The following is a 25,884-nucleotide window of genomic DNA, read 5'->3' on the forward strand; positions in this document are numbered from 1 at the left end:
AACCACGACCCACAACGAGGCACCAAATGCAGCTTGACAAATATAGAACCACGACCCACAACGAGGCACCAAATGCAGCTTGACAAATATAGAAGGGTCCCGCAATAGATGTCGAAAAATCGCGAAATTTCGCGATTTTTCGACATCTATTGCGGGTCAGATGCGCGTGCTAGGGCAGGTAGGCCGGTGATCCCGTTCCGGCGGCCAGGATCCGCTCCAGCACCTGCGGGGTGGTGAGGTTCTCCCCGAGCAGATTCGGCTTGCCGGCCCCGTGGTAGTCGGAGGACCCCGTCACCAGCAGTCCGCGCTTCGCGGCCAAGGCGCGCAGCCATTCGCGGCCTTCGGGAGGATTGTCCCGGTGGTCAACCTCCAAACCGAGCAGGCCGGCGTCGATCATGTCATCAAAGATTCCCGAGGCCACCACCCGGCCGCGGGCCGACGCGACGGGATGGGCGAACACCGGCACGCCGCCGGCGGCACGCACCAGGGCCACGGCCAGCACCGGGTCCGGGGCGTAGTGGCTGACGAAATAGCGTGAATGCGAGGTGAGGATGTTGGCAAACGCCTCACTGCGGTCCGCCACAATCCCGGCCGCCACCATGGCGTCGGCAATGTGCGGGCGGCCCACGGTGGCGCCGGGGGCGACATGGGCGCTCACATCGTCCCAGTTCAGCGGGTAGTCCTCCGCCAGTCGCTCCACCATGCGTTCGGCCCGGCTGAGGCGGGCGTCCTTGGCCTTTGTGATCTCTTCCAGCAGCCCCGGATGGGCGGGGTCGTGCAGGTAGGCCAGCAGGTGCACGCTGATGCCCTCGGCGGTCTTGCAGGAAATCTCCATGCCCGGCACCAGCCCCAGCCCGTGTTCGCGGGCCGCCGCGAGGGCCTCGGCCCAGCCCGCGGTGGAGTCGTGGTCGGTCAGCGCCAGCACGCCGAGCCCGGCAGCGGCCGCGGCGGCCACCAGCCCGGCCGGGGGCTGCGTGCCGTCGGAGATGTTTGAATGCGCATGCAGGTCGATCCTCACGCCTCAAGCCTACGACGCTTCCCCCTCCGCCGCCGCGCGCGGGGCACTTTGTCCCGCCGCGCGGCCGGTGAGAGACTTGAAGGGTGAACCAAACTGAGCAATCCTCCGTGCACCCAGACCCCACCACCTTGCAACCGCTCGAAGAGCGGGTGAACAACCGCTCGCACCGCCCCGATTCGGATGCGTTCCGCGCCTTCATGGCCGCCAACTGGGCCCCCGCCTCCACCGAGCTGCCCGCCCGGGCCGAGGTGGCCGACCACGCCGCACGCCGCCGTCGTGCCATCTCCGAGCAGTTCAAGGGCGAACGGCTGGTGATCCCGGCCGGTGCCCTAAAGGTCCGCTCCAACGATTGCGACTACCGCTTCCGCCCGCACTCCGCCTTCGCCCACCTCACCGGCCTCGGCGTGGATCATGAGCCGGACGCCGTCCTGGTCATGGAGCCCGTCGCCGACGGCGCGGGGGACGACGGCGGCCATCACCACGCGTCGCTGTACTTCCGTCCGCTGGCCGGCCGGGACACCAAGCAGTTCTACGCGGACTCCCGCAGCGGCGAGTTCTGGATCGGCCCGCGGCCCACACTGGCCGAGTTCAGGGCGCTGCTGGGCCTGGACACGGTGGACATCTCGGCGCTGGAAGTGGCGATCACCAAGAACGTCGGAGAGCCGTCCGTGGGCGGCGTCTCCGTCCGCCTGGTCCGCAAGGTCGACGAGAACATCGACGCGTTGGTGGACACGGCCCGGTACAACACGGCCGTCGACCCGGAGTCGGTGGACCTCAGCGCCTTGGATGCGTTGGATGCGAAGCTGGCCGAGGCCCTCTCCGAGCTGCGCCTGGTCAAGGACGCCTGGGAGGTCGAGCAAATGAAGATGGCCGTGGCCGCCACCGCCGCGGGCTTTGCGGACATCATCAAGGCCCTGCCGCGCGCCGTCTCGCACCGGCGCGGCGAGCGGGTGGTGGAGGGTGCGTTCTTTGCCCGCGCCCGCGAGGAGGGCAATGAGCTCGGCTATGACACCATCGCCGCCGCCGGCAACAACGCCACCATTTTGCACTGGACGCGCAACACCGGCACCGTCACGGCCGGCGAGCTGCTGCTGGTCGACGCCGGCGTGGAGGCGGATTCGCTGTACACGGCGGACGTCACCCGCACCATCCCCGTCAACGGCACGTACTCGCCGGTCCAGCGCACCATCTACCAGGCCGTCCTGGATGCCGCGGACGCCGCGTACGCCGTGGCGCAGCCGGGCCGCAAGTTCCGCGACGTACACAACGCCGCCATGGAGGTCCTGGCCGCCCGCCTCGAGGAGTGGGGGTTCCTGCCCGTTCCCGCCGCGGAGGCCCTCAGCGTGGACGGGCAGCAGCACCGCCGCTGGATGCCGCACGGCACCAGCCACCACCTGGGCCTGGACGTGCACGACTGCGCGCAGGCCCGCGCCGAACTGTACCTGGACGGCGTCATCACCGAAGGCATGATCTTCACCATCGAACCGGGTCTCTACTTCAAGGCCGAGGACCTGGCGATCCCGGCGGAGTTCCGCGGCCACGGCGTGCGGATCGAGGACGACATCCTGATCACGGCCGAGGGTCCCGTCAACCTGAGCGCGGCCCTGCCCCGCACCCCCGACGACGTCGAGGCCTGGATGGCCCGGCTCAGCGGCTAGGGTCCGGCCCGATCGCTATAAGGCGAGAGGGGCCCGGCGCCGGACGAAAAGCGTTACTGCTCCGCTTCCGGTTCGGCAGGAGCGGGGGTGTCCACGCGGATGCCGTACTGCGGACGGCCGTCGGGCAGGTCCGGGAACTGGCCGCGGCGCGGACCACTCAGGGGCGCCTGCCCGGGCCGGGTATGGTCGTCCTCGGCCGGCTCGGGCTGGGCCGGCGGCTGGCCGTAGGGATCATGCCACCCGTTGGGGCGCGCCGGCGGCTGGCCGTATCCCTGGGGGCCGGGACGCGGCGCCGTGGAGGTCATGGGCAGCTGGGCCAGCAATCGCCGGGCCTCCATGGCCACATCCGGGGTGACGATGACGTCGTAGCTTGAGGCCAGCACCTGGTTGGTGGAGGTGAAGTCGCGCTTGCCGCGCTGGGCGGCGTAGCCGATGATCGCAAACAACATCCAGAAGGCGGCGCCCATCAGCACCGCGGTGAACACGTTCAGGTACGGCCCGCCGGAGGTGCCGCTGGTGCCGTCGAAAAATGAGAGCAGGACGCCGATGAACAAGCCGAACCAGGCACCGGTCATGGCACCGGTCAACGCCACGCGCGGGTAGCTGAGCTTGCCGGTGACCCGCTCCACCATCTTCAGCTCGTTGCCCACGATCGAAACATGCTGGACGGGGAACTTTTCATCCGCCAGGTAGTCCACGGCCTTTTGCGCATCCAGGTATGAGGTGTAGGAACCGATCGTCTCACCGGTGGGCACAAGGCGTGCCGCATCCATGGGTCGGGTGCGTCCAAAAAGGTTTGCCATGGTCCCCATTCTTCACCATGTTCCTGCACATTGGCTGGAGTATCGCTGGCAGTGAACGGTAGGCCAGCCCGATGGAGCGGGCCGGCGGCACCGGGTGGGGTGCGATGACATGCGTGGCAAGGACGGGGTTCGGGCAATGGGACCCTTTGGAAGTAGCCTTTAGGGGTGAGCACACAACCCACGCGCATCTTTGTTGCGCGCCTCTTAGGTTTGGACGTCTTCGACCCCCTGGGCGACCGGCTGGGCCGTTTGCGCGACGTCGTGGTCCTGGGCGGCGGCCAGCGCACCGCCCCCCACGCCGTGGGCATTGTGGTTGAGGTCCCCGGGAAGAAGCGGGTGTTTGTGCCCATGACCCGGCTGACGTCGATGGACCAGGCCCAGATCATCTGCACCGGGCTGGTCAATTTGCGCCGCTTTGAACAGCGCGGCGCCGAACAACTCGTGGTGGGCAACATGTTTGACCGCCAAGTCACCCTGGTCGATGGCAGCGGCGGGGCCGTCATTGAGGACATCGCCATGGACCAGCAGCGCAACGGCGACTGGCTGGTCACCAAATTGTTCGTCCGCCGCGGCACCTCCACCTCCCGGCTGCGCGGCCTGCGCCGCGGCCACACCATGCTCATCGACTGGTCCGACGCCCAGCCCGCCTCGGAGGCCGAACCGCAGGGCGCCACCCATTTTGTGGCCACCCACGAGGACCTCAAGCCCGCCGACTTTGCCGACGCGCTCCAGGAGATGAGCGACAAACGACGGATCGAGGTGGCCAGCGAACTGCAGGACGAGCGCCTGGCCGACATCATGTCCGAGCTCCCGGAGGAGGACCAGGTGGCGCTGCTCTCGGCACTGGACAGTGAACGGGCCGCCGACGTCCTGGAGGAAATGGACCCGGATGACGCCGCGGACCTGCTGGCCGATCTTCCCACGGCCAAGGCCGAGGAGCTGCTGCTGCTCATGGAACCCGACGACGCCGAGGACGTCCGGCGCCTGCTGCAGTACGAGGAAGGCACAGCCGGCGCCCTCATGACCCCCGTCCCGGTGATCCTGCCGCCGGAGGCGACCGTCGCCGAGGCGCTCGCCCACGTGCGCAGCGAGGACCTCTCCCCCGCCCTGGCCTCGGCGATCTTCATCTGCCGCCCACCGCTGGAGACCCCCACCGGCCGGTTCCTGGGCGTGGTGCACATCCAGCAGCTGCTGCGCAGCGCCCCGCCGGAACAGCTGGGCACCCTGGTGGACAAGAACCTTGAGCCGGTCTCCGACCAGGACACCGTCAGCGTCGTCAGCCACACCATGGCCTCCTACAATCTAAACTCCCTCCCCGTGGTCAACCGGGAGGGCCGCCTGGTGGGTGCCGTGACGGTCGATGACCTGCTGGACCACCTGCTCCCGGACGACTGGCGCTCGCACGACGACGGGGCACCGATCAGGAAAATGGGAGGCCGCATTGGCTGAACGGCACCAGTCCAAGGGCGGCGGCCTTGACACTCCCCTGGAGTTGAAGTCCCGGCTGCTGCCGAACCTGACCAAGGATCCCGACGCGTTCGGCCGGTTCGCCGAGCGCTTTGCCCGCTACATGGGCACCGCCAACTTCCTGCTGTACATGACCATCTTCGTGATCGTGTGGATAGCGTTCAACGTGGTGGGCATCTTCGGCCTGAAATGGGATCCGTACCCGTTCATCCTGCTCAACCTGTTCTTCTCCACGCAGGCCTCCTACGCGGCGCCGCTGATCCTGCTCGCCCAGAACCGTCAGGACGACCGGGACCGGGTGCAGATTGAACAGGACCGCAGCCGCGACGAACGCAACCTGGCCGACACCGAGTACCTGACCCGGGAGGTCGCCGCGCTGCGCATCTCCTTGCGCGAGGTCGCCACCCGCGACTTTGTCCGCTCCGAGCTGCGCAGCCTCCTGGAGGAGCTCATCGCCATCTCCGACGACGACGTCGAACCCGCCCGGGAGCCCCGCGGCACCCAGCGCTCCCCCGCCACCAACGCCCTGAAGACGGTAACCACCAAACGCACCATCAACCCCTAAGGCACACCCCGCCATGTCTGCATTGTCCGAATCCTCCCTGCTCGCCGCGCTCGCCACCGTGATCGACCCCGAGCTGCGCCGGCCCATCACCGAGCTGGACATGGTGGAGTCCGTCGCCGCCGACGACGCCGGCCGGGTGCGCGCCGTCGTCCGGCTCACGATCGCCGGCTGCCCCCTGCGCGGGACCATCAGCAAGGATGCCACCGCGGCGTTGATGCGCCTCGAGGGCGTCACGGACGTGAGCGTGGAGCTCATGGTCATGACGGCCGAGCAGCGGGTGGCGCTGAAGGAGCGGCTCAAGGGCACCAACCCGCAGCGCGGCATCCCGTTCAATGACGAATCCTCGCTGACGCGCGTGTATGCGGTGGCCAGCGGCAAGGGCGGCGTGGGGAAGTCGTCGGTGACGGTGAACCTGGCCTGCGCCCTGGCCGCCAAGGGGTTGCGTGTGGGCATTGTGGACGCCGACGTTTACGGTTTTTCCGTGCCGGCGCTCATGGGCATCACCCAGGCTCCGACCCGGGTGGATGAGATGATCCTGCCGCCGGTGGCCTACGACGTCAAGGTGATCTCGATCGGCATGTTCGTCACGGGCAACCAGCCCGTGGCCTGGCGCGGGCCCATGCTGCACCGCGCGTTGGAACAATTCCTGACGGACGTGTACTTTGGCGATCTGGACGTGTTGTTCCTGGACCTGCCCCCGGGCACGGGCGACGTGGCCATCTCGGTGGCGCAACTGCTGCCCAAGGCGGAGATCCTGGTGATCACCACGCCCCAGGTCGCCGCCGCGGACGTCGCCGAACGGGCCGGGGCCATCGCCGTGCAGACCGGGCAAAAGGTCGCAGGGGTGGTGGAAAACATGTCGTTCTTGACGTTGCCCGACGGCAGCACCATGGAATTGTTCGGCTCCGGCGGCGGCCAGGTGCTGGCATCGCGGCTGAGCCAGACCGTCAACGCGCCGGTGGAACTCCTGGGCCACATCCCCATCGACGTGGCCCTGCGGGAGGGCGGGGACATTGGCGCCCCGATCGTGCTGGCCAACCCGGAGTCCCCGGCCGCCGCGGCGCTGCGGGACATTGCGGACAAGCTGGCCGTCCGCCCCCGCGGCCTGGCCGGCCTGCATCTGGGCGTCACGCCGCGCTAGCCATTGGTGGCCGGGAGCACCGCGAGCTCGGAATCCCCGCGAAATAGACCCCCGCCCGCGAAAACGCTGCTGGCCAGGGTCGCTCTCGCGGGCCAGGGTCTGCCTCGCGGCGGGCGTCAGGTGGCTTCGTGGTCAAACGGGGCGCGCTGGCCCTCCGCGAGGCGCACGAGCGGGGTTTCGGCCACGACCGGGGGTGCCTCGGGTGAGTCCTTGCCCAGCATGGACGCCAGGGCCGCCCCGGGCGCCGTCTTGAGCGAATCGAACGCGGCGACGTCCTCGTCATCGAGGAGGGCCTCGCGGATGATGCGGCGGGGGTCGTACTGGCGTGGATCGAGCTTCTTCCAGTCAATGGTGTCAATGTCCAGGCCCGCCTCTTCCCGGATGGTTTCCCGCGCGCCGGAGGCCATCCTGCGCACCTCGCGGATGAGGTTCTTCAACTTCTCCACATAGCCGGGCAGGCGCGTGGGGCCGATCACCAGAACCGCCACAATGGCGATCACAATCAGCTCGGGCGTATTGATACCAAACACGTTAGGAAGATTACCCTCTCAGGCCGCAAAGCAACGATTCGTCCACCCGCGCCAATTCAGTGCAGGCCGCCAATTCAGTGCAGGCCGGCAATGCGCGGCAGCGACAGGAGCGGCTTCTTGGGCGTCCGCGGCGCCTTGGTGCGGCCCGGGGCCAGGTCCGCCAGGGATTCGCGCAGCATGGCCCGGCCGCGGTGGATGCGCGAGCGCACCGTTCCGAGCTTGATGTCCAGGGCGTGCGCCACCTCGTCGTAGGAGAGGCCTTCCATGTCGCACAGCACGACGGCGGCACGGAAGTCCGGCGGCAGCGCCTCCAGGGCGGCCTGGATGTCCATGTCGAGGTTGTTGAATTCAAAGGTGCGTTCCGGGCCGGGATCGGCGCCCGGCAGCCGGGACTCGGCGTCCTCCGCCAACGCGTCAAAGCGGATCCGCTGCTTGCGCCGGGCCTGGTCAAGGAACAAGTTGGTGGTGATGCGGTGCAGCCAGCCGTCCAGGGTGCCGGGCTTGAAGTTGGCGAGGGAGCGGAAGACCCGGACGAACACTTCCTGGGTGAGGTCCTCGGCGTCGAACTTGTTGCCGGTGAGCCGGTAGGCGAGCCGGAAGACCTTGGCGGAATGGTTGGTGACCACGTCCTCCCATGACGGGGCGACCCAGCCGGCGTCCGGCCCGGGGTCCACAGGCACGGCTGCGAAGCTGGCGGCTGAACTCATGACTGCATCTCTCTTCTTCGGCAAGCGCTGCGGCACTCGGGAATTCCCGCCCGAGTCCCCATAGTGTGCCAAAGAAATCTGGCATTTGRCTGTATGAAGGGAGAAATTCAGCCCACGGCGCAGGCAGTAGGCTAGAGGCACTCACCGCAACAGTTTAGGAAAACACCACCCATGAGCGCCGACAAGTCCACCAGTTGGTCCTACGCGGAGGGCCTGCCCGTCGAAGATGGCGTGCTGCGCCGCGCCCGCGAACGGTCCCACGAGCTGGGGCTCTTTCCGGTCAGCCCCGGGGTGGCCGCGGCCCTGACCGTCCTGGCGGCGTCCTCGAAGGCGCTGACGGCCGTTGAGGTTGGGACCGGGGCCGGCGTTTCCGGGGTCGCACTGTTGCGCGGACTGGGGCCCCGGGCCGTGCTGACCACGATCGACCCGGATGTGGACCACCTTAAGGCCGCGCGCGAGGCGTTCATTGAATCCGGTTCCCCGGCCAACCGGACCCGCACCATTTCCGGGCGGGGCCAGGACGTCCTGCCGCGCCTGACCGACGCCGCCTATGACCTGGTGTTCATCGACGCCGACAAGCCCAGCTTTCCGGACTACGTCCAGCACGGCATCCGATTACTGAAGTCCGGCGGCCTGCTGGTGATCAACGACGCCCTCGACAAGGACAGGGTCTCCGATCCGGCCATTCGCGAGCCCGGCACCGTGGTGTTGCGCCGGGTGGGCAAGATGATCCGCGACCACGATTCCCTGGTCTCGGCCATGCTGCCCACCGGGGACGGGCTGTTGCTGGCGGTCAAGCGCTAAACCCGTCCTTAATCAAGAACCGTACTTAATCAAAAACTGTGGGACGGCCCGGGCCGCCCCACAGTAGTCAACTCTTGCTCACATCCGCCTGCCGCACGGCCCTATTCGGTTGCCCCCAGCAGGCAATCCTTCAGGCTGGTGGCCTCGGCCGCGTTCATTTCCACGACCAGTCGTCCGCCGCCTTCCAGTGGCAGGCGCATGATCAGGCTCCGCCCTTCCTTGGTCACTTCCATTGGACCGTCGCCGGTTCTCGGTTTCATGGCCGCCATCAGGACATCCCCTTTTCGTAGTACAAACGCCGTGCCCGTGGGGCATCCGGCGCAAAGCGTTCGTGTTGGTTCGCTCACATCCATTATTCCGCACATCAGGGGCGGGAGCTAATCGGGCGCCCCTCCCGCGCGTCGGCGGCGGCGCTGCGGGCCGGCGTTGACGGCAACGGTTCGCACTAGGGCGGATAGTCGCCGCCGCCGGGCAGCGGGGTCCACCGCCACAGCCAGACAACCCACACGATCTGCAGGGCCGTGAACATGACCACCACCGTCCACCGGTACGCGCGGGAATTGGAGCCGGCCGCCGCCGCGAGGGCCAGCGGGAACAGCGGCAGCAGCATCCGGAAGGTGCTGGTTTGCGGGTCCAGGACGGCCAGCAGGTACAGCAGGTACAACGCACACCAGACGCGCAGCTCGGTGCCGATCAGCCGCACGGCGTGCGAGTTCAGGGCCAGGGCCGCCAGCGCCGCCAGCAGCACCGGCAGCAACGGCCCCCACAGCGGCCCGACCAGCTGCACGCCCGCGTCAAACCAGGGCTTGAACAACACCAGGGTGCCGCCGCGCCACGACGTCTCCGTGTCCGTGTAGGCGCTCCGTTCCCCCGTGGCCGCCCAGGCAATGAACATCCATGCCAACGCCATCGCGCCGCTGACCAGCAGCAGCACCAGCGAACCGGCAGCCTCGCGCGGCGGAAACGGCGTGCGCCGCCGGCGCCGCCAGCGCAGCAGGATGTGGACGGCCACGACCCCGGCGAAGGGCACCCCCGCCGGCCGGGAGAGGCACAGCAGGATCACCACCGGAATGGCCCAGCCGTACCGGGAGGTGATGAGCAAATACAGTGCCGCCGCCAGCAGGAAGGTGCTCAGGGACTCCGCATAGGGGATCTGCAAAACCGGGGAAATCGGGAAGGTGGCAAAGAACGCCGCACCCCACAGCGCCGTCGCACCCGGGACAAAGCGGGCAAACAGCACGTAGATCATCAAGGTGGCGGCCAGCCCGGCCAGCGTGGCGACGGCGGGGGCCAGCACCACCCAGTCGAGGGTGGTCGCCGCGTGCAGGCCGCGCACCAGGAACGGGAACAGCGGGTAAAACGCCCAGGCGTTGGTTTGGGCGTTGCCGTTTCCGTCGCGGGGAATCGAGTGGGGATAGCCGCCGGAATAGATGCGCTGGTACCACTCCCCGTCCCACCGGTTGATGAAGTCCAGGTAGCCGGCCGGGCCGCTCCCCCACGGGGTCACGCCGTCGTGCCCGGCGGTGGCCAGGAGGATGGCGTAGGAGACCACCCGTGCGGCGAGGTAGACGAGGGTGACCTGCACCCACCACGGCGCCGATTTCAGCGGCGCGGCCGCCCTGCGCAGGAGCCACAGGAAATCGTCGTTGAGGGTGGGCCGGGCGGCCGGGGCCACTACCGCCCCTCCGCGGCGCGCAACGACTCCCCCACCCAGCAGCCGGGCTGGTGGTCGTTCGCCAGGCCGATCGCCTGCATCATCGCGTAGGCCGTGGTGGGGCCGATGAAGGCAAAACCGCGCTTCTTCAACTCCTTGGCCAGGGCGGCGGACTCCGCCGTCTTCGCCGGGACCGGCTCGCCCGCGGGCCGGGGCGCCGGCGCGTGCGCGTGCACCAGTTCGGTGAGCGTCACACCGTCGGGCAGGGCCAGCAGGGCGCGGGCGTTGCCGATGGTGGCCCTGATCTTCACCCGGTTGCGCACGATTGACGCGTCCGCCAGCAGGCGGTCGATGTCGTCGTCGTTGAAGGCCGCCACGGCGGTCGGTTCAAAGTTCGCGAACGCCGCCCGGAAGGCCTCACGCTTGCGCAGGATCGTGATCCAGCTCAGCCCCGACTGGAACGCCTCGAGGCTGAGCCGTTCGAACAAGTCGCGCTCCCCGGAGACCGGCCGGCCCCATTCCTGATCGTGATAGCGCTGGTATTGCTCGTCGGCCGCAAGCCCGGCCCACGCACACCGAGCCTTGCCATCAGAGCCCACGACGACGTCGCTCACGGCTGTTCCCCTCCGTTCGGTTGGGTCTGCGGTCCCGTGGGGGACGGCGGGGCGGTGCGGGCACGACCTTCGAGCTCGGTGATCCGCCGGTCCTTGGCGGCGAGTTCGTCACGCAGCCGGTCCAGCACCTCGTCAACCTGGTCCATGCGGTAGCCGCGCAGGCCCAGGGAGAAGCGCAGCCTGTCCACGTCGCCGGGCTCCGGCGCCGCCGGCAGCAGGACGGGCGGCAAATTGGCGACGGGAGCCGCCAGCCCGTCGCGGTAGATCGCCCCTTCCGGGCGCTTGAGCCCGACCACATACACGGCCACGGCCGCGGCCAGCATGACGGCCAAAAAGATCAGGAAATAGCTCACGCTTCCATGGTGCCAGATCCGCCCGGCAAACAGCGCCGCTGCCGCCGGCTGCGCGCCTACTTCCGGGCGGCAACCTCCAGCCCGGCTTCCCCGGCCATGACCATGGCAACGGCTTCCTCCGGCGTCTCGGCCAGCTGGACGATGCCCAGATCGCCCGGGGAAACCAGTCCTTCGGCCACCATGGTGTCCCGGACCCAGTCCAGCATCGGCCCCCAAAACGCGCCGTCCACCAGCACGATCGGGAATTGCGTGACCTTGCTGGTCTGCACCAGCACCATCGCCTCAAACAGTTCATCGAGGGTGCCCAGGCCCCCGGGCAGCACGATGAACCCCTGGGCGTATTTCACAAACATGGTCTTGCGGGCAAAGAAGTAGCGGAAGTCCACGCCGAGGCCAACCCATTCGTTCATGCCTTGTTCGAAGGGCAGCTCGATGCCCAACCCGATCGAGAGTCCGCCGGCTTCGGCGGCGCCGCGGTTGGCTGCCTCCATGGACCCGGGCCCGCCGCCGGTGATGACGGCAACGCCGGCCTCCACCAGCCGGCGTCCCACTTCAACGCCCATCTCGTAGTGCCGTGTTCCGGGCTTGGTGCGCGCGGAGCCGAACACGCTGATAGCCGGGCCAATTTCGGCCAGCGCATCGAAACCCTGCACGAATTCGCTTTGTATGCGCATGACCCGCCACGGGTCGGTGTGCGTGAAGCCGCTGCCGGCCGGGGTGTCCAGCAGCCTCGCGTCGGCGGTGGTCCCCTCCGGGGCGCCCTTTTCCCAGACACCAAAGCGCTTGGTGATGGAACGGGCGGGCCTGCTGGAACCGGTGGGTGCACTCATGCCACTAAGGGTACGTGACGGCGGAAGGGACGCGGTGCAAGGTATCTTTCCCGTTACGATCCTGATGAAAATGTGATCTGCGTTTACCAAGCAACCCGAAATTCGATACATTCGCTACATGACTAATTCCGCACAGGCGCCTGCCCTTGTCGAACTGAAGGCCGTCAACAAGCACTACGGCGCCCTCCACGTCCTGCAAGATATTAATCTGCAGGTCAAAAGGGGTGAGGTGGTGGTGGTGATCGGCCCGTCCGGTTCCGGGAAGTCCACGCTCTGCCGAACCATTAATCGCCTGGAGACCATTGACAATGGTTCCATCACCATTGAGGGCAAGGAACTTCCCAAGGAAGGCAAGCCGCTGGCCGCCCTCCGGGCCGACGTCGGCATGGTGTTCCAGTCGTTCAACCTGTTTGCCCACAAGACCATTTTGGAAAACGTGACGCTCGGACCCATCAAGGTCAAGGGCATCCCCAAGGAAGAGGCCGACAAGCAGGCCCAGGCGCTCCTGGATCGCGTCGGTGTCGGCCAGCAGGCGGCCAAGCTGCCGGCGCAGCTCTCCGGCGGCCAGCAGCAGCGCGTGGCCATTGCCCGCGCCCTGGCGATGAAGCCCAAGGTCATGCTCTTTGACGAGCCCACGTCCGCCCTTGACCCGGAAATGATCAACGAAGTCCTCGATGTCATGGTCGGACTTGCCAAGGAAGGGATGACCATGGTGGTTGTCACCCATGAGATGGGCTTTGCCCGCAAGGCGGCGGACAGGGTGGTCTTCATGGCCGATGGCCAGATCGTGGAGGAAGCAACGCCGAATGAGTTCTTCACCAACCCGCAAAGCGCACGCGCCAAGGACTTCCTTTCCAAGATCCTGACCAACTAGACCCATCGCGAACCAGCAGGTTCTCGTCTCACACCCACGGTTGGTTGACCAACCGTTTATGAAAGGTAACCCATGAAGAACTTTTTCAGCCGAAAGCGCCTCGGTGGTGCGGCGCTCATCGCTGCGGCCGCAATTGCCCTGACCGGTTGCGGTGGCGGCGCTGCCGCCCCCGGCAACACGGACAACCCCGCCTTTGAGGTGGCCAAGGATGTTGCCCTGACCGGCAGCCCCACCTTTGACAAGATCAAGTCCGCGGACAAGATCCGCATCGGCGTCAAGCAGGACCAGCCCGGCCTGGGCTTCATGGACGCCCAAACGGGGCAGTACAGCGGTTTTGACATCCAGATCGCCACCTGGATGGCGGCGTCCCTGGGCTACCCCCAGGACAAGATCGAGTTCAAGCCGATCCCCTCCGCCAACCGCGAGTCCGCGATCACCAACGGCGACATCGACTACTACGTGGGCACGTACTCCATCACGGACAAGCGCAAGGCCCTGATCGACTTTGCCGGCCCGTACTTCATCACCGGGCAGGGCCTGCTGGTGCAAAAGAGCAACGACACCATCAAGAGCGAAAAGGATTTGACCGGCAAGGACGTTTGCTCCGCCACCGGCTCGACGCCCATCCAGAACATCAAGGAAAACTTCCCCGGCGTCAAGACCACCGAGTTTGACCTGTACTCCAAGTGCGTCGAAGCGCTCAAGAGCGGTTCCGTCGACGCCGTGACCACCGACCAGGCGATCCTGCTCGGCTTCGCCTCCCAGTCCCCGGATGCCTTGAAGGTCGTGGGCGAGCCCTTCACCGTGGAGAAGTACGGAATTGGCGTGCCCAAGGGCGACACCGCCCTGCGCACCTTCTTCAACAAGACGCTGACCGACGGCGGTGCCACGTGGACCAAGATCTACGATGCCACGCTGGGCAAGTCCGGAACAAAGGTCGAGCAGCCCAAGGTTGATCAATACTAAGACGTTCCACGCAAGTGCAGGTGGTGCAGCCTCTTTTGGTCGCTGCACCGCYTGCACTTCCCGTCCCAATTGATTCACTGAAAGCGACAGTGCACTGTGGATACACTCATAAATAACGCAGACTTATTCATCACCGGGTTCAAGAACACGGGAATCCTGTTCATCTTTTCCGCATTTTTTGCCCTCATTCTCGGCACCATCGTTGCCGGCATGCGCGTCTCGCCCGCCCCGGCCATGCGCGCCGTGGGCACGTTTTACGTCAATACGGTGCGCAACTCGCCGCTGACGTTGATCCTGGCATTTTTTGCCTTGGGCTACCCGAAGCTGGGGCTGCCGCCCATCAGTTTCATGGTCGCCGCCACGGTCGGCCTGTCCCTGTACACGGCAACGTATGTTTCGGAGGCGATCCGCTCCGGCATCAACACGGTCGCCGTGGGGCAGTCGGAGGCCGCCCGCGCCATTGGGCTGCCGTTCATGTCGACGCTGACCTTGATCGTGCTGCCCCAGGCCTTCCGCTCCGTGGTTCCGCCGCTTTTTAGCGTGTTCATCGCCCTGCTGAAGAACACCACCGTGGCCGCCGGTTTCTCCGTCCTGGAGGCCGGCGCCATCCGCGCCAACCTCAGCGAGCGCGGGGAACCCATGCTCACCGGCCTGCTGTGGGTGGCCCTGGCCTTCATCATTGCGGTGCTGGCCATCATGACCCCGTTGCAGCGTTACCTCGAGAAGAAGTGGAGGGTGGCCCGATGAGCAGCGTTTTGTTTGACGTCCCCGGCCCCAAGGCCCGGGCCCGCTACGCCTACCTAAACGTGGTGACGCTGGTGGTGGTGCTGGGCATCATCGGCTTCATCCTGTACCGCTTCGCGGAGAGCGGGCAGTTCACGGCCGCCAAGTGGCAGGTGTTTTCCTTCCCCTACGTCCAAAAGCTGCTGGCCAACGCGGTGTCCGCGACGCTGAGCGCGTTTGCCGTGGCCGCCCTCGGCAGCCTGGTCCTGGGCATCCTGCTCGCCTTCGGCCGCCTGGCCGACATCAGGTGGGTGCGGATCCCGTGCTACTGGTTCACGGAGCTGTTCCGTGCCGTGCCGCTGCTGATCCTGATGATGATCATGTACTACGGCCTGCCCTCCGTCGGGGTCAAGGGCATCACGCCCTTCATCGCCGTCGTGGTTGGCCTGATCCTCTACAACGGCTCGGTGCTGGCCGAGGTCTTCCGCGCCGGCATAGAGTCGCTGCCGAAGGGGCAGCGGGAGGCCGGCCTGGCCGTCGGCATGACCAAGAGCCAGGTGCAGGTCATCATTCTGCTGCCGCAGGCGGTCCGCTCCATGCTGCCGGTGATCATCTCCCAGCTTGTGGTGATCCTCAAGGACACCGCGTTGGGCTTCCTGATCACCTACAACGAGATCCTGTACCTGGCCAACTACCTCGGCGGGCAGGGAAGCTACGGCTCCCCCGTCGTTCCGGCGCTCATGGTCGCCGGCGTCATTTACGTGGGCCTGTGCCTGATTTTGTCCGGTGTGGCCAAGTTGGTGGAGAGCAGGATGTCCAGCCGCGTCAAGGTCGTCAAGACCAAGATCGGGCTGATGGACTAGCGGCTCACCCCAGCCAGCGGGTGAGGGCGGCCAGGCACGCCCGGACGTCCTCACCCGAAACATGCTCATCATCGCTGTGCGCCAGCAGGGCGTCTCCCGGCCCGAAGTTCACGGCCGGGATCCCCATCTCACTCAACCGGGCCACATCCGTCCACCCGTACTTGGGCAGCGGCTCCCGCCCCACGGCCGCCACGAAGCTCGCGGCCGCCGGGGCGTGGAGCCCGGGACGCGCCCCGGCGGAGGAATCCGTGCACACCAGCTCAAAGCCGGCCAGCAGCTCCCGCACATGCGCTTCCGCCTGCGCCGGCGTCTTGTCCGGGGCAAAACGGTAGTTGATCTCCACCACGCACGCGTCCGGGATGACGTTGCCGGCCGTGCCGCCGTGAATTCTCACCGCGTTCATCGACTCCCTGTAGGCCAGCCCGTCCACCATGACCGTCGCCGGGTCGTAGGCCGCCAAACGGGCCAGCAGGGGTGCGGCGGCGTGGACGGCGTTCTCGCCCATCCAGGCACGGGCCGAATGCGCCGCCTTCCCGCGAAGGGTCGCCTCGAAGCGGATGGTGCCGTTGCACCCGCCTTCCACCGTGCCGTTCGTAGGCTCGAGCAGGATCCCGAAGTCTGCATCGAGCAGCTCCCGGTTCTCCCGCACCAACCGGCCCAGCCCGCTCTTGGCGGCCGCCACTTCCTCCTGGTCGTAGAAGATGAAGGTGACGTCCTTGGTGGGTGCGGGCAGCGTCGCGGCCAGGGCCAGCTGCACGGCCACCCCACCCTTCATGTCCGTCGTGCCGCGCCCGTACAGCACATCGCCGTCCCAGGTGCCGGGCACGGTGCCGCGCGATCCCGGCACGGTGGGCAGCGGCACCGTATCCAGGTGGCCGGCCAAAATGACGCGCTCCGCGCGGCCGAGCGAGGTGCGGGCGACAATGGCGTCCCCGTTGCGGGTCACCGCCAGGTGGTCCAGCCCCCGCAGCGCCGCTTCGACGGCGTCGGCCAGGGCCGTTTCATGGCCGGAGACGCTTTCAATGTCGATGAGGCAGGCGGTCAGCTGCGCGACGTCCTGCGTGAGGTCCAGTGTTGGGGTGCCGGCGGGGGCGTGGAGGTAGGTCACCCTCGAAGTTTACCGGCGCCGGACGAAACACCGACGGCACCGGCCGGTTTTTCCGGACGATCCCCGCCTCGATAGACTTGGGCCATGACGCAACCTCCGGCAACCCCCGCCACTCCCAGCACCGCCCCCGACCGCACCGCCCACGGATTTGGCCTGGCGACGATCGCGGACGACGGCACCGTGCTGGACGTGTGGTTCCCGGAACCCGCGCTGGGCATGGCGGTGGACTCGCTGGGAGCCGCACCGGAGGCCGGGGACGAACTCGCCGCCCTGGCGCAGGCCGGCACGGACCCGGACCGGGGCGTGCACCAGCGGGTGGTCTTTGCCCAGATCGACCTGGACCGGGCCCCCGCGGACTCCGTGGACGCCTACCTGCGCCTGCATCTGCTCTCCCACCGTCTGGCGGCGCCCAACAGCATCAACCTTGACGGGGTCTTCGCCAAGCTGGCCAACGTGGTGTGGACCAACTTCGGCCCGGCCCCCGTGGAGGGGTTTGAGCTGACCCGCGCCAGGTTGCGCCGCCGCGGCGCCGTCACGGTGTACGCGGTGGACAAGTTCCCGCGCATGGTGGACTACGTGGTCCCCTCCGGCGTGCGGATCGCCGACGCCGACCGGGTCCGGCTGGGCGCGCACCTGGCCGACGGCACCACCGTCATGCATGAGGGTTTCGTGAACTTCAATGCCGGAACACTGGGCGCCTCCATGGTGGAGGGCCGCATTTCCGCCGGCGTGGTGGTGGGCACCGGCACGGACGTGGGCGGCGGCGCCTCCATCATGGGCATGCTCTCCGGCGGCGGCAAGGAGCGCATCACCCTGGGCGAGCGCGTCCTGCTGGGTGCCAACTCCGGGGTCGGCATCAGCATCGGTGACGATTGTGTGGTTGAGGCCGGCCTGTACGTCACCGCCGGCACCCGGGTGCGCGTCCGGGGACCGAAGAACGACGACGGCGAGGACACCACCATCATCGTCAAGGCCAGCGAGCTCTCCGGCACGCCCAACCTGTTGTTCCGCCGCAACTCCGGCACCGGCGAGGTGGAGGTTCTTCCCCGCAAGGGCTCCGCGGTTGCGCTCAATGACACGCTGCACAGCAATTAGGGCCCGGCCCGGGGCGCCGTCCGCCTGTCGCCATGCGCCGTAGGCGCGGGCGCGCCTTCACGGCCTGGCTGGCGGTCACGGCGCTGGTCGCCGCGGCCCTGGTGGGCGGCGGCGTTTGGGTGGCCGCCTACTTCCGCGACGCCCTGGCCCCCGGGCTCAGCGTGGGCTGCCGGGTGGTGGTGGACGGGCGCACCTCGTCCCTGGCTGATGACCAGGCCGAGAATGCCGCGCTGATCGCGGCGATCTCCGTTCGGCGCGGCATGCCGGCCCGGGCGGCGTCGATCGCGCTGGCAACGGCCCTGCAGGAGTCCAAGCTGCGCAATATCGACTATGGGGACCTCGATTCGCTGGGCCTGTTTCAACAGCGCCCGTCCCAGGAATGGGGCACCCCGGCGGAGATCATGGACCCGGTGTATGCCACCAACGCGTTTTACAATGTCCTGGCCGAGGTTTCCGGCTATGCGCAGATGTCCATCAACGACGCCGCCCAGCTGGTCCAGCGCTCCGCCTACCCCTACGCCTACGCCCGGCATGAGTCCGTGGCCAAGGCCTTTGCCTCCGCGTTGACGGGCCAGTCGCCGGAGGCGCTCAGCTGCACCCTGGAAGCCCCAGCCCGCACCGGGGACCCCGGCCAGGTCACGGCCGCCGCCGAAACCGCGTTTGGCGAGCTGGCGGTTTCCGCGGCCCCGGCGGGCGCGGAAGCGGCCGTTGTGCGCATCAAGGTGACGGAGGCGACCGGCTGGGCCGTCGCGCAGTGGGCGGTGGCAAACGCCAAGCAGTTCGCCGTCACGTCCGTCCACTATGCCGGGCGGCAGTGGACGCGAAGCGCGAACGACGCCGGCACGAACGTGGGCTGGCAGGGCTCGCCCACGCCGGGGCCGGCCGGGGAGGTCAGCATTGCGCTGGCCGGCGCTCCCTCCGCCCGCTAGGGGTCCTGGAGGACCCGGAGGATCTAGACGAGCAGTTCCACCACGGGCTGGACGTAGCTGAGGAAGTTTTGCTGGTCGTCGATCAGGTGCTGGCTCATGATCAGCCGGTCCGGTTCGATGAACCAGGCCCGCGGCTCGGCCAGCGGCATCTCCACGATGGACAAGGTGAAGTCCCGGGCGCTGCGCCCCAGTTCCATCTCCCGGTTCTGCACCAGGTCGGCGAGGATCTTGTGGCCGCCGAGCGTCTCCCGTTCAGCGGACAGCAGCGAGTAGGCTTTGCTTTGCTCCCGCGACCACGTCAGGGCGGCGCCGAAATGGGCCTGCACGACCCGTTGCAGGGCCGGCAGGCCGGCGAGTTCGGGAAATTCCGGCGGGGTGAGCGCCGGCTCCGGGCGGGGGTAGCTGGCCACCAGGCGGCTCCACCAGACTTCCCACTGGTCCCGCAGCGCTTCGGTGCCGCCCAGTTGCGCCGTCAACCGGCTGTGGTCCGCGGCCCGCACGTGCGGGTCCACGTGGGAGAGCGCCGGGCTGCCGGCCCCCACCAATCCGGCAACATCACGAATGTACAGTGCTATCAGCATGGGTCCGCACGTGTCCATGGTGATCCGCCAACCGGGGCCGCCCGTGTGATGCATATGTCTCGCCTCCAGCGGCCGCAATCCTGCGCGGCCATCCCTAGATCAAGATTACCCTCCTAGGGGGCTAAGGGCACCGGCGACGCCAGCAGGGAGGCCAGGTGCCGGTGCAGGGTGGCCCGGCCCTGCTCCGGGGCGGCCCAGGCCGGCTGGAGGACCAGACGCAGGCTCAGGCCGTCCAGGAGCGCGATCAGGCGTTCGGCCTCATCGACGGGGGCGGGGCGGCCGGCCGCCAGGGGGCTGTCCAGGAGTTGCAGGACCACCCGGCCCACCAGGGCGCCGGTGGCCCGGTAGTCGTCTCGTGCGGCGTCGGCGAGCCGTGGATCCGTCCTGGCGGCCAGCATGAACTCCATGTGCACCATGGCGTCGGTGCCGCGATCCCCGTCCAGCGGAAGCAATTCCGCCAGGACGCCCGCGCACGCCTCCACCAGCCCGGCCGCGTCGCCGGGCAGCGGGTTTTGTTCCAGGTTCTCGAGCTTGTCCAGCGCGCGCAGGTGGATGCGCTCGGAATTGACGCGGAACGCGAATTCCATCAGCTCAGCCTGGTTGTCAAAATAATGCCGCACCGAGCCCAGCGCCAGGCCGGCCTCCTGCGCCACGTTTCGTAGCGACGCCTGTGTCAGGCCACGCTTGTGGGTTACTCGGAATACGGCCTCGGCAACAAGTTCCCGGCGGTCATCGGCATCAACTATTTTCGGCACATCTCTTTTTAGCACAGATGCTCCACCGGGAGCGCTCCGATGTGGTGTGCTGTGTCGTGCTGTGTTAGTTTCCGGCGTTTTTCCTACCCACGTACAGCACCACCAGCAGCACCACGGTGACGACGGCGGCGGACGCCTGCAGCAACATCTTGTACAACTTTTCTCCTCCAGCGGGTCTGCGGCGGGGACGGGCGACGGCGGCGGGTGAGCCTCACCAGGGAAGTCTCCGGCCGCCGTCGAGGTTGTCTTAGCGCGAGGGGTACATGCGCTCGGGCTCGCCCGTGTACAGCTGGCGCGGGCGGCCGATCTTGGTGTGCGGGTCCTTCATCATCTCGCGCCACTGCGCGATCCAGCCGGGCAGGCGGCCGATGGCGAACAGGACCGTGAACATCTTCTCCGGGAAGCCCATGGCCTTGTAGATCAGGCCGGTGTAGAAGTCCACGTTCGGGTAGAGCCGGCGGGAGACGAAGTATTCATCCGTCAGCGCAACCTCTTCCAGGCGCATGGCGATGGCGAGGAGTTCGTCGTTGCCGCCGAGCTTCTGCAAGATCTCGTGCGCGGTTTCCTTCACGATCTTCGCGCGGGGATCGTAATTCTTGTAGACGCGGTGTCCGAAGCCCATGAGCTTCACGCCGGCTTCCTTGTTCTTCACCCGCTCAACGAACTTTTCCACGGGCTCGCCGCTGGCTTGGATGTCGCGAAGCATGTTCAGCACGGCCTCGTTCGCGCCGCCGTGCAGCGGGCCGAACAGGGCGTTGATGCCGGCGGAGACCGAGGCGAACATGTTGGCGTTGGCGGAGCCGACCAGGCGGACGGTGGAGGTGGAGCAGTTCTGCTCGTGGTCGGCGTGCAGGATCAGCAGCAGGTCCAGTGCCTTGACCACCACCGGGTCCATCTCGTACGGCTCGGCCGGCAGGCCAAAGCTCAGGCGCAGGAAGTTTTCGACCAGTCCCATGGAGTTGTCCGGGTACAGCATGGGCTGGCCGATGGACTTCTTGTGGGCGTAGGCGGCGATGACGGGCATCTTGGCCATCAGGCGGATGGTGGCCATCTCAACCTGTTCGTCGTCGAACGGGTCAAGCGAGTCCTGGTAGAACGTCGAAAGCGCCGAAACAGCCGACGACAGCACGGGCATGGGGTGGGCGTCGCGTGGGAAACCGCCAAAGAAGCCCTTCAGGTCCTCGTGCAGCATGGTATGGCGCCGGATCTTCGAATCGAACTTGTCCAGCTCGGCCGGGGTGGGCAGGTTGCCGTAGATCAGCAGGTAGGACACTTCCAGGAAGCTGGAGTGCTGGGCCAGTTCCTCGATCGGGTAGCCGCGGTAGCGCAGGATGCCCTTGTCGCCGTCGATGTAGGTGATGGCCGAGGACGTTGCGGCAGTGTTGACGAAACCAGGGTCGTAGGTCACCGCGCCGGTGTTCTTCAGGAGCTTGGACACGTCGAGTCCGGCATTGCCTTCTACAGCGTCAATGCGCGGGAGTTCAAGTTCTCCGCCGTCGTAGCGCAGTATCGCGCTCGTGGAATCAGACATGGAGTCCCCTTCATGAGGTCGCCTTCGCAAGGCGTTGGTCAGATCTATGCAACTTTTCCGCCCGCGGGGTTCACCGCGCACCGGGGGGCCAAGCTGTCGGCAGCGGCAACTTAGTCCGGCACGGCACAAGCGCCCGGTGGCATAGACGTCTTGCTAAGAAACTACCGCCTCAGGGCCCCCCAACACTAATCCGGTGCCCTTGTTGGCGCGCAAATGCGGGGAAACGTTACGGTTTTGCGCCCAGTCGCGCCACGGCGGCGGCAACACGTTCATCGGTGCCGGTGAGGGCCACCCGAACAAATCCCTGCCCGGCCTCGCCGTAGAACGTGCCCGGGCCCACCACGATTCCGCGCTCGGCCAGGCGGCCGACCGTGCTCCAGGTGTCCTCGCCCGCCGTGCACCACAGGTACAGCCCGGCCTCGGAGTGGTGGATGGTCAGCCCAAACGCCTCCAGCGCCCCGATGAGCCGTTCGCGGCGGGCCCGGTAGCGGGCTTTTTGCGTGCTGACGTGGGCGTCGTCCCCAAGCGCCACGCGCATCGCCTCCTGCACCGGGTAGGGCACAATCATGCCGGCATGCTTGCGGCTGTTGACGAGGTTGGCGATGATGGCCGAATCGCCGGCCACAAACGCGGCCCGGTAGCCGGCCACATTGGACTGCTTGCTCAGCGAGTAGACGGCCAGCAGGCCGTCCGTGCTTCCGCCGGACACCCGGGGATCGAGCACGCTGGGGACGGGTTCGCCACCGTTTTCCGGATCCCACGGACCCCAGCCCAGCTCGCCGTAGCATTCGTCGGAGGCCACCACGGCGCCGAGCTCGCGCGCCTGGGCCACCAGGTCCCGCAGTTCGGTCACGGAGCGCACCATGCCCGTCGGGTTTCCGGGCGAGTTGACCCAGACGAGCCGGACCCGGGAGCGGGTTTCCTCATCGAGCTCGTCCAGGCGCTCTGCCGGCACGGCCGTCGCTCCGGCCAACACCGCACCCATGTCGTAGGTGGGGTAGGCGACGGTGGGGCGGACGACGACGTCGCCGGCCCCCAGCCCCAGCAGCAGCGGGAGCCAGGCCACCAGTTCCTTGGACCCGACCGTGGGCATGACGTCCGCCGGATCCAGCCCGGGGACATTGCGCCGCCGGGCAAACCAGTCCACGATGGCCTGGCGCAGCGCCAAGGTGCCGTGCGTCGTGGGGTAGCCGTGCGCATCCGCGGCAGCCATCAGGGCATCCTGGATGAGCCCGGGCGTGGGGTCCACCGGGGTTCCGATGGAGAGGTTCACCACGCCGTCCGGGTGCCGGGCGGCCCTGGCCAGGTAGGGTGCCATGGCATCCCAGGGGTAGTCCGGCAGCTGGAGGCCAAACGGGGGTCGATTTGTGGTGTGCGGGGCCGGCGTTGTGGCCATGGGGGCGGGTTCAGTCCTGGTTCTGCGGCGGCAGCGCGGCGATGAGCGGGTGGTCGGTGTGGGTGTTGCCGATCTTGGCCGCGCCGCCCGGGGAGCCAAGGACGTCGAAGAATTCCACGTTGGCCTTGTAGTATTCGGCCCACTCCTCGGGAGTGTCGTCCTCGTAGTAGATGGCCTCCACCGGGCAAACCGGTTCACAGGCGCCGCAGTCAACGCATTCGTCGGGGTGGATGTAAAGGGAGCGTTCACCTTCGTAGATACAGTCGACGGGGCATTCCTCAACACATGCCTTGTCCTTGACATCCACGCACGGCTGCGCGATTACATACGTCACGTCCCGACCTTCCTCACTACGGCTTGTTGACCGGCTGGGAGCCGGATAGCTTCATTATCCCCCACGGGTGCCCGGCCCGCATCCCAGCGGGACCTAGTATGAAGAGATGAGCCGCGCCGTCGAAACCCTCAAGAGTGTTCCGCTGGGCACCCGGATGGTGGTCAGGTACCGGATCGAGGCCGGCAGCACCGACGCCCTCGGGGAACTGACCGCCCGGGATGCCGCAACATGCACCGTGGCAACGCGCAGCGGCCCGGAAATGATTGCCTGGGATGACGTGCAGCTGGCCAAGCCCGTGCCGCCTCCCCCGCCCCGGCGTGCGCGCCGGGTCCCGCACTAGCGAAAATTTCAGCGGGCCGGCAAAGTGACGCTAAATCGTGTCCGCGCGGGTACTGGACACGGATATATCCCTTGGGTAGCCTTCGATGCACCAGTTCCGTTGAAGAACAGCCTAAGCAAATGGCAGGGCATTACGCCCCCTTGTGAAAAGGCAGCGCCTCGCGGCATGAGCAAAATGCCCGCGATGAGTCTCCGTTCACCTTCCGGTCCGCTAAAAGCACGTGATGACCCCACTTTCAGGCCCCTCCCGGCGTGAGGGCGGCTTCGTTTCCTGTGTCTGGTACGAAATCTCCAGAAGAACCAGGCCGCCCTCCCGCCGCCGCCAATCCACAGGAGCAGACCAATGAGACTTCACCAGCTATTTCCCATTGATGGAACGCAGTCGGTCGGTTTCTGCATGATTGATCCGGCGGAAGAGGCCGGCGTCCCTCCGGCCGGGGGCGGGCACACCTCGGCGTGCTCCACTAAGGAGACCGGGCCGGCCGGCGGCGACCGGGGGGACACCCCGCCCGCGGACCCGGCACTCCGGAGCTAGTGCCAGCCATGTCGGCCGATCCCGATTCCCGTGTTCCCCAGGGCAGGCATCACCGCTCAAGCCGGCGCCCGTGGTGCCCAGCCTGCCGCTCGGAAGCCCATCTGATCATCGAGTCGATTCAGTCCCTGACGCCGCCGGTTCCCGGGTTGGTAGGCATCGAGTACTCGTGTGCCGCGTGTAATTCCTGCTTTGCCCACCCCGCGACGGTCCAGCAGATCGCCAAGGTGCTCAACGACGCCGAGCACCATGGCGGCATACTGCGCTTCGGGAACCACTACATCCACTGCGGGGAACCCATGACGGTGACGGGCGTTGAATCGGTGCGCTGGGAAGCCGAGGTCTCCGATCCGCCCGGATCCGCGCCGTTGGCCACCATCGCCCTGTCTACGCGGATCCTGCGGTGCCGGTGTGGTTTCCGGCTCGACGTGCCCACCTAGCTGTACCGCCCAGGGACAATCACATGGCGGTGGGGACCGCGGTGGGGGGTTGAAAATTCCATGTCCGAGCCGCCATCGAGGACCCGCTCACCGCATGCATCATTGAATGGGTACCCTCCAGTGCATCCTGGACCACGGCGAGAAAGCTCTCGGATTCCCTGAGCACCTTCCGTTGCCGGCTGGACCCGGTGCCGCGCGCCAGAATGCGTGCAACCCCCAGCCCCACCCGGTGGCCGTCACCGGACGTCTCCAGGGCCTCCTTGAGGTGTCCCATCAACGCGCCCACCGCCTCAGGGGCTGCGCACGGTCGTCGCAGGACCGGGTGGAGCAGTTCGCCCTCAACCCCAGATTTGCTGGCACGCCAGCTCGCCAGCCGCATTTCGGTGGATGAAATGCTTGCCGGCGGTTCTCCCGACCGCCACTCGTCCACGGCCGTTTGGACCAGTGCCCGCGCCAGGCCGGCCAGGGCTAGCGCATCGTTGGGGTCAAGGCAGACGTCCGCAATGCGCAGCTCGACGGTCGGATATCGCCGGGACAGCCGGGCGTCGAAATAGATCATCCCCTCATCGAGGGGCACGTTCGCCGCGAGCAGTGACCGGACCAGGCGCCTGTAGTTGGCCACTGACCCGAAGACGTCATAGGGTCCCGCGGTCGGCAAGCGATTCCAGACCTGGTAGCGGTAGCTTTCGTAGCCGGTGTCCGTGCCTTGCCAGAAGGGGGAATTTGCGCTCAGGGCAAGGAGCACCGGCAGCCAGGGCCGGATGCGATCCAGCACGGCTATCCCTTCCGCCGCGGAGGCGACCCCGACGTGGATGTGGTATCCACACGTCAACTGCTCCCGAAGGGTCAATCCAAAGCGTTGGTCCATGGCCAGATACCGCGGGACGGGAAAGGTATGTGCGCAGACTCGGTCGATGCACGTGGCCATGGCCACGGCCCGCGCTCCGACGAATTGCGCGGCGGCATCGGCCACTTTCCGGCCCTGGCGGATGGCCGATGCCAGGTCGTCGAGGCCGGTGCAGACCGGCGTGCAGACCTCGAGCTGTTCGAGCTTGACCTCCATGGACAGGGGCGTTGGGCCGGATGCCTTGCCGTCCAGGATCATCAGTGTCTCGGCTACGGCCGCCGGTTTGCCGGTGCTCCCATCGATGAGAAGGAATTCCTCTTCCACCCCGATTGTCCGTTGGCCGCGGTGAAGACGTGATGGATCGGCTGGAACATGGACCATGGGGGACCCCGCTGGTGACGGATCTGTTCTTGGATGTAGCAACTTT

29 protein-coding genes are annotated in these 25,884 nt (G+C 67.2%); 13 read left to right on the plus strand and 16 right to left on the minus strand.

Annotation, left to right across the window (positions count from 1 at the left end; all coding sequences use genetic code 11):
* Window positions 1-169: 169 nt before the first annotated feature.
* The gene (locus AB4Y80_RS08070) at window positions 170-1,018 is read right to left on the minus strand and encodes a PHP domain-containing protein (RefSeq protein WP_442213517.1); all 849 of its coding nucleotides are present in this window, start codon (window positions 1,016-1,018) and stop codon (window positions 170-172) included.
* 83 nt (window positions 1,019-1,101) lie between these two features.
* Between AB4Y80_RS08070 and AB4Y80_RS08075 the strand changes: the two genes are divergently transcribed.
* Window positions 1,102-2,676 carry an aminopeptidase P family protein gene (locus AB4Y80_RS08075; RefSeq protein WP_442213519.1) on the plus strand — a complete coding sequence of 525 codons (1,575 nt, stop codon included), beginning with the start codon at window positions 1,102-1,104 and terminating at the stop codon, window positions 2,674-2,676.
* Between the two features lie 53 nt (window positions 2,677-2,729).
* On the opposite strand, the gene AB4Y80_RS08080 is transcribed toward AB4Y80_RS08075, so the two are convergent.
* Entirely contained in the window at window positions 2,730-3,479 is a 750-nt protein-coding gene (locus AB4Y80_RS08080; RefSeq protein ID WP_442213522.1) for a general stress protein, read from the minus strand.
* Between the two features lie 165 nt (window positions 3,480-3,644).
* Here AB4Y80_RS08080 and AB4Y80_RS08085 point away from each other — a divergent pair, with 165 nt between their 5' ends.
* From AB4Y80_RS08085 to AB4Y80_RS08095, 3 genes are read left to right on the plus strand one after another with little or no spacing between them, the layout of a single operon-like run.
* Window positions 3,645-4,928: a magnesium transporter MgtE N-terminal domain-containing protein gene (locus tag AB4Y80_RS08085; RefSeq protein ID WP_442213524.1), complete on the plus strand. Its 1,284-nt coding sequence runs from the start codon at window positions 3,645-3,647 to the stop codon at window positions 4,926-4,928.
* Window positions 4,921-5,511: a DUF1003 domain-containing protein gene (locus AB4Y80_RS08090; RefSeq protein ID WP_442213526.1), complete on the plus strand. Its 591-nt coding sequence runs from the start codon at window positions 4,921-4,923 to the stop codon at window positions 5,509-5,511. Before AB4Y80_RS08085 ends, AB4Y80_RS08090 begins: the two co-directional genes overlap by 8 nt.
* Before the next feature lie 13 nt (window positions 5,512-5,524).
* Window positions 5,525-6,652 (plus strand): Mrp/NBP35 family ATP-binding protein, encoded by a 1,128-nt coding sequence (locus tag AB4Y80_RS08095; protein WP_442213529.1) that lies wholly within the window; start codon window positions 5,525-5,527, stop codon window positions 6,650-6,652.
* 116 nt (window positions 6,653-6,768) lie between these two features.
* On the opposite strand, the gene AB4Y80_RS08100 is transcribed toward AB4Y80_RS08095, so the two are convergent.
* Together AB4Y80_RS08100 and sigE are read right to left on the minus strand one after the other, a co-directional pair.
* Window positions 6,769-7,182 (minus strand): Sec-independent protein translocase TatB, encoded by a 414-nt coding sequence (locus tag AB4Y80_RS08100; RefSeq protein WP_442213530.1) that lies wholly within the window; start codon window positions 7,180-7,182, stop codon window positions 6,769-6,771.
* Window positions 7,183-7,256: 74 nt separating this feature from the next.
* Complete coding sequence (gene sigE / locus AB4Y80_RS08105; RefSeq protein ID WP_442213532.1) at window positions 7,257-7,889, minus strand: RNA polymerase sigma factor SigE; 633 nt, start codon at window positions 7,887-7,889, stop codon at window positions 7,257-7,259.
* Window positions 7,890-8,060: 171 nt separating this feature from the next.
* On the opposite strand from sigE, the gene AB4Y80_RS08110 reads away from it, so the two are divergent.
* A complete protein-coding gene (locus AB4Y80_RS08110; protein ID WP_442213534.1) occupies window positions 8,061-8,693 on the plus strand; it encodes an O-methyltransferase in 633 nt (210 codons plus the stop codon).
* Window positions 8,694-8,794: 101 nt separating this feature from the next.
* Here the strand turns inward: AB4Y80_RS08110 and AB4Y80_RS08115 are convergent, their stop codons facing one another.
* From AB4Y80_RS08115 to AB4Y80_RS08135, 5 genes are all read right to left on the minus strand, one after another.
* Window positions 8,795-8,962 carry a DUF3117 domain-containing protein gene (locus tag AB4Y80_RS08115; protein WP_442213535.1) on the minus strand — a complete coding sequence of 56 codons (168 nt, stop codon included), beginning with the start codon at window positions 8,960-8,962 and terminating at the stop codon, window positions 8,795-8,797.
* Between the two features lie 176 nt (window positions 8,963-9,138).
* Window positions 9,139-10,368, minus strand: coding sequence for a hypothetical protein (locus AB4Y80_RS08120; RefSeq protein WP_442213536.1), 1,230 nt, complete (start codon window positions 10,366-10,368; stop codon window positions 9,139-9,141).
* Entirely contained in the window at window positions 10,368-10,961 is a 594-nt protein-coding gene (locus AB4Y80_RS08125) for a DNA-3-methyladenine glycosylase I (RefSeq protein WP_442213537.1), read from the minus strand. The genes AB4Y80_RS08120 and AB4Y80_RS08125 overlap by 1 nt, the downstream gene beginning before the upstream one ends.
* A complete protein-coding gene (locus AB4Y80_RS08130; protein WP_442213538.1) occupies window positions 10,958-11,314 on the minus strand; it encodes a DivIVA domain-containing protein in 357 nt (118 codons plus the stop codon). The genes AB4Y80_RS08125 and AB4Y80_RS08130 overlap by 4 nt, the downstream gene beginning before the upstream one ends.
* A 56-nt stretch (window positions 11,315-11,370) precedes the next feature.
* On the minus strand, window positions 11,371-12,144 hold the full coding sequence (locus tag AB4Y80_RS08135; protein ID WP_442213539.1) for a TIGR00730 family Rossman fold protein: 774 nt from the start codon (window positions 12,142-12,144) through the stop codon (window positions 11,371-11,373).
* Between the two features lie 118 nt (window positions 12,145-12,262).
* Between AB4Y80_RS08135 and AB4Y80_RS08140 the strand changes: the two genes are divergently transcribed.
* From AB4Y80_RS08140 to AB4Y80_RS08155, 4 genes are all read left to right on the plus strand, one after another.
* Complete coding sequence (locus AB4Y80_RS08140) at window positions 12,263-13,018, plus strand: amino acid ABC transporter ATP-binding protein (protein WP_442213540.1); 756 nt, start codon at window positions 12,263-12,265, stop codon at window positions 13,016-13,018.
* 72 nt (window positions 13,019-13,090) lie between these two features.
* Window positions 13,091-13,984: a glutamate ABC transporter substrate-binding protein gene (locus tag AB4Y80_RS08145; RefSeq protein ID WP_442213541.1), complete on the plus strand. Its 894-nt coding sequence runs from the start codon at window positions 13,091-13,093 to the stop codon at window positions 13,982-13,984.
* A 96-nt stretch (window positions 13,985-14,080) separates the two neighbouring features.
* On the plus strand, window positions 14,081-14,731 hold the full coding sequence (locus AB4Y80_RS08150; protein WP_442213542.1) for an amino acid ABC transporter permease: 651 nt from the start codon (window positions 14,081-14,083) through the stop codon (window positions 14,729-14,731).
* On the plus strand, window positions 14,728-15,570 hold the full coding sequence (locus tag AB4Y80_RS08155) for an amino acid ABC transporter permease (protein WP_442213543.1): 843 nt from the start codon (window positions 14,728-14,730) through the stop codon (window positions 15,568-15,570). The genes AB4Y80_RS08150 and AB4Y80_RS08155 overlap by 4 nt, the downstream gene beginning before the upstream one ends.
* A gap of 4 nt (window positions 15,571-15,574) precedes the next feature.
* Here AB4Y80_RS08155 and dapE read toward each other — a convergent pair whose 3' ends face one another.
* A complete protein-coding gene (gene dapE, locus AB4Y80_RS08160; RefSeq protein WP_442213544.1) occupies window positions 15,575-16,678 on the minus strand; it encodes a succinyl-diaminopimelate desuccinylase in 1,104 nt (367 codons plus the stop codon).
* A gap of 84 nt (window positions 16,679-16,762) precedes the next feature.
* Here dapE and dapD point away from each other — a divergent pair, with 84 nt between their 5' ends.
* Window positions 16,763-17,773: a 2,3,4,5-tetrahydropyridine-2,6-dicarboxylate N-succinyltransferase gene (dapD, locus tag AB4Y80_RS08165; RefSeq protein ID WP_442213545.1), complete on the plus strand. Its 1,011-nt coding sequence runs from the start codon at window positions 16,763-16,765 to the stop codon at window positions 17,771-17,773.
* A gap of 32 nt (window positions 17,774-17,805) precedes the next feature.
* Window positions 17,806-18,702 carry a hypothetical protein gene (locus tag AB4Y80_RS08170; protein ID WP_442213546.1) on the plus strand — a complete coding sequence of 299 codons (897 nt, stop codon included), beginning with the start codon at window positions 17,806-17,808 and terminating at the stop codon, window positions 18,700-18,702.
* A 23-nt stretch (window positions 18,703-18,725) separates the two neighbouring features.
* Here the strand turns inward: AB4Y80_RS08170 and AB4Y80_RS08175 are convergent, their stop codons facing one another.
* The 5 genes from AB4Y80_RS08175 to fdxA form a co-directional block, all read right to left on the minus strand.
* Window positions 18,726-19,337, minus strand: coding sequence for a hypothetical protein (locus AB4Y80_RS08175; protein ID WP_442213547.1), 612 nt, complete (start codon window positions 19,335-19,337; stop codon window positions 18,726-18,728).
* Between the two features lie 59 nt (window positions 19,338-19,396).
* Window positions 19,397-20,038: a TetR/AcrR family transcriptional regulator gene (locus AB4Y80_RS08180; protein ID WP_442213548.1), complete on the minus strand. Its 642-nt coding sequence runs from the start codon at window positions 20,036-20,038 to the stop codon at window positions 19,397-19,399.
* A 247-nt stretch (window positions 20,039-20,285) separates the two neighbouring features.
* Window positions 20,286-21,569, minus strand: coding sequence for a citrate synthase (locus AB4Y80_RS08185; protein ID WP_442213549.1), 1,284 nt, complete (start codon window positions 21,567-21,569; stop codon window positions 20,286-20,288).
* Between the two features lie 226 nt (window positions 21,570-21,795).
* Window positions 21,796-22,965 carry a succinyldiaminopimelate transaminase gene (dapC, locus tag AB4Y80_RS08190; RefSeq protein ID WP_442213550.1) on the minus strand — a complete coding sequence of 390 codons (1,170 nt, stop codon included), beginning with the start codon at window positions 22,963-22,965 and terminating at the stop codon, window positions 21,796-21,798.
* A 10-nt stretch (window positions 22,966-22,975) separates the two neighbouring features.
* Window positions 22,976-23,299: a ferredoxin gene (gene fdxA, locus AB4Y80_RS08195; protein ID WP_176617642.1), complete on the minus strand. Its 324-nt coding sequence runs from the start codon at window positions 23,297-23,299 to the stop codon at window positions 22,976-22,978.
* Between the two features lie 106 nt (window positions 23,300-23,405).
* Between fdxA and AB4Y80_RS08200 the strand changes: the two genes are divergently transcribed.
* Together AB4Y80_RS08200 and AB4Y80_RS08205 are read left to right on the plus strand one after the other, a co-directional pair.
* On the plus strand, window positions 23,406-23,639 hold the full coding sequence (locus AB4Y80_RS08200; protein ID WP_442213551.1) for a putative acetyltransferase: 234 nt from the start codon (window positions 23,406-23,408) through the stop codon (window positions 23,637-23,639).
* A gap of 542 nt (window positions 23,640-24,181) precedes the next feature.
* The gene (locus AB4Y80_RS08205) at window positions 24,182-24,610 is read left to right on the plus strand and encodes a hypothetical protein (protein ID WP_442213552.1); all 429 of its coding nucleotides are present in this window, start codon (window positions 24,182-24,184) and stop codon (window positions 24,608-24,610) included.
* A gap of 19 nt (window positions 24,611-24,629) precedes the next feature.
* On the opposite strand, the gene AB4Y80_RS08210 is transcribed toward AB4Y80_RS08205, so the two are convergent.
* On the minus strand, window positions 24,630-25,838 hold the full coding sequence (locus AB4Y80_RS08210) for a glutamate--cysteine ligase (RefSeq protein WP_442213553.1): 1,209 nt from the start codon (window positions 25,836-25,838) through the stop codon (window positions 24,630-24,632).
* Window positions 25,839-25,884 lie beyond the last annotated feature (46 nt).

Origin of the sequence: Specibacter sp. RAF43 (assembly GCF_052114065.1) — a bacterium.
Lineage (GTDB): Bacteria > Actinomycetota > Actinomycetes > Actinomycetales > Micrococcaceae > Specibacter.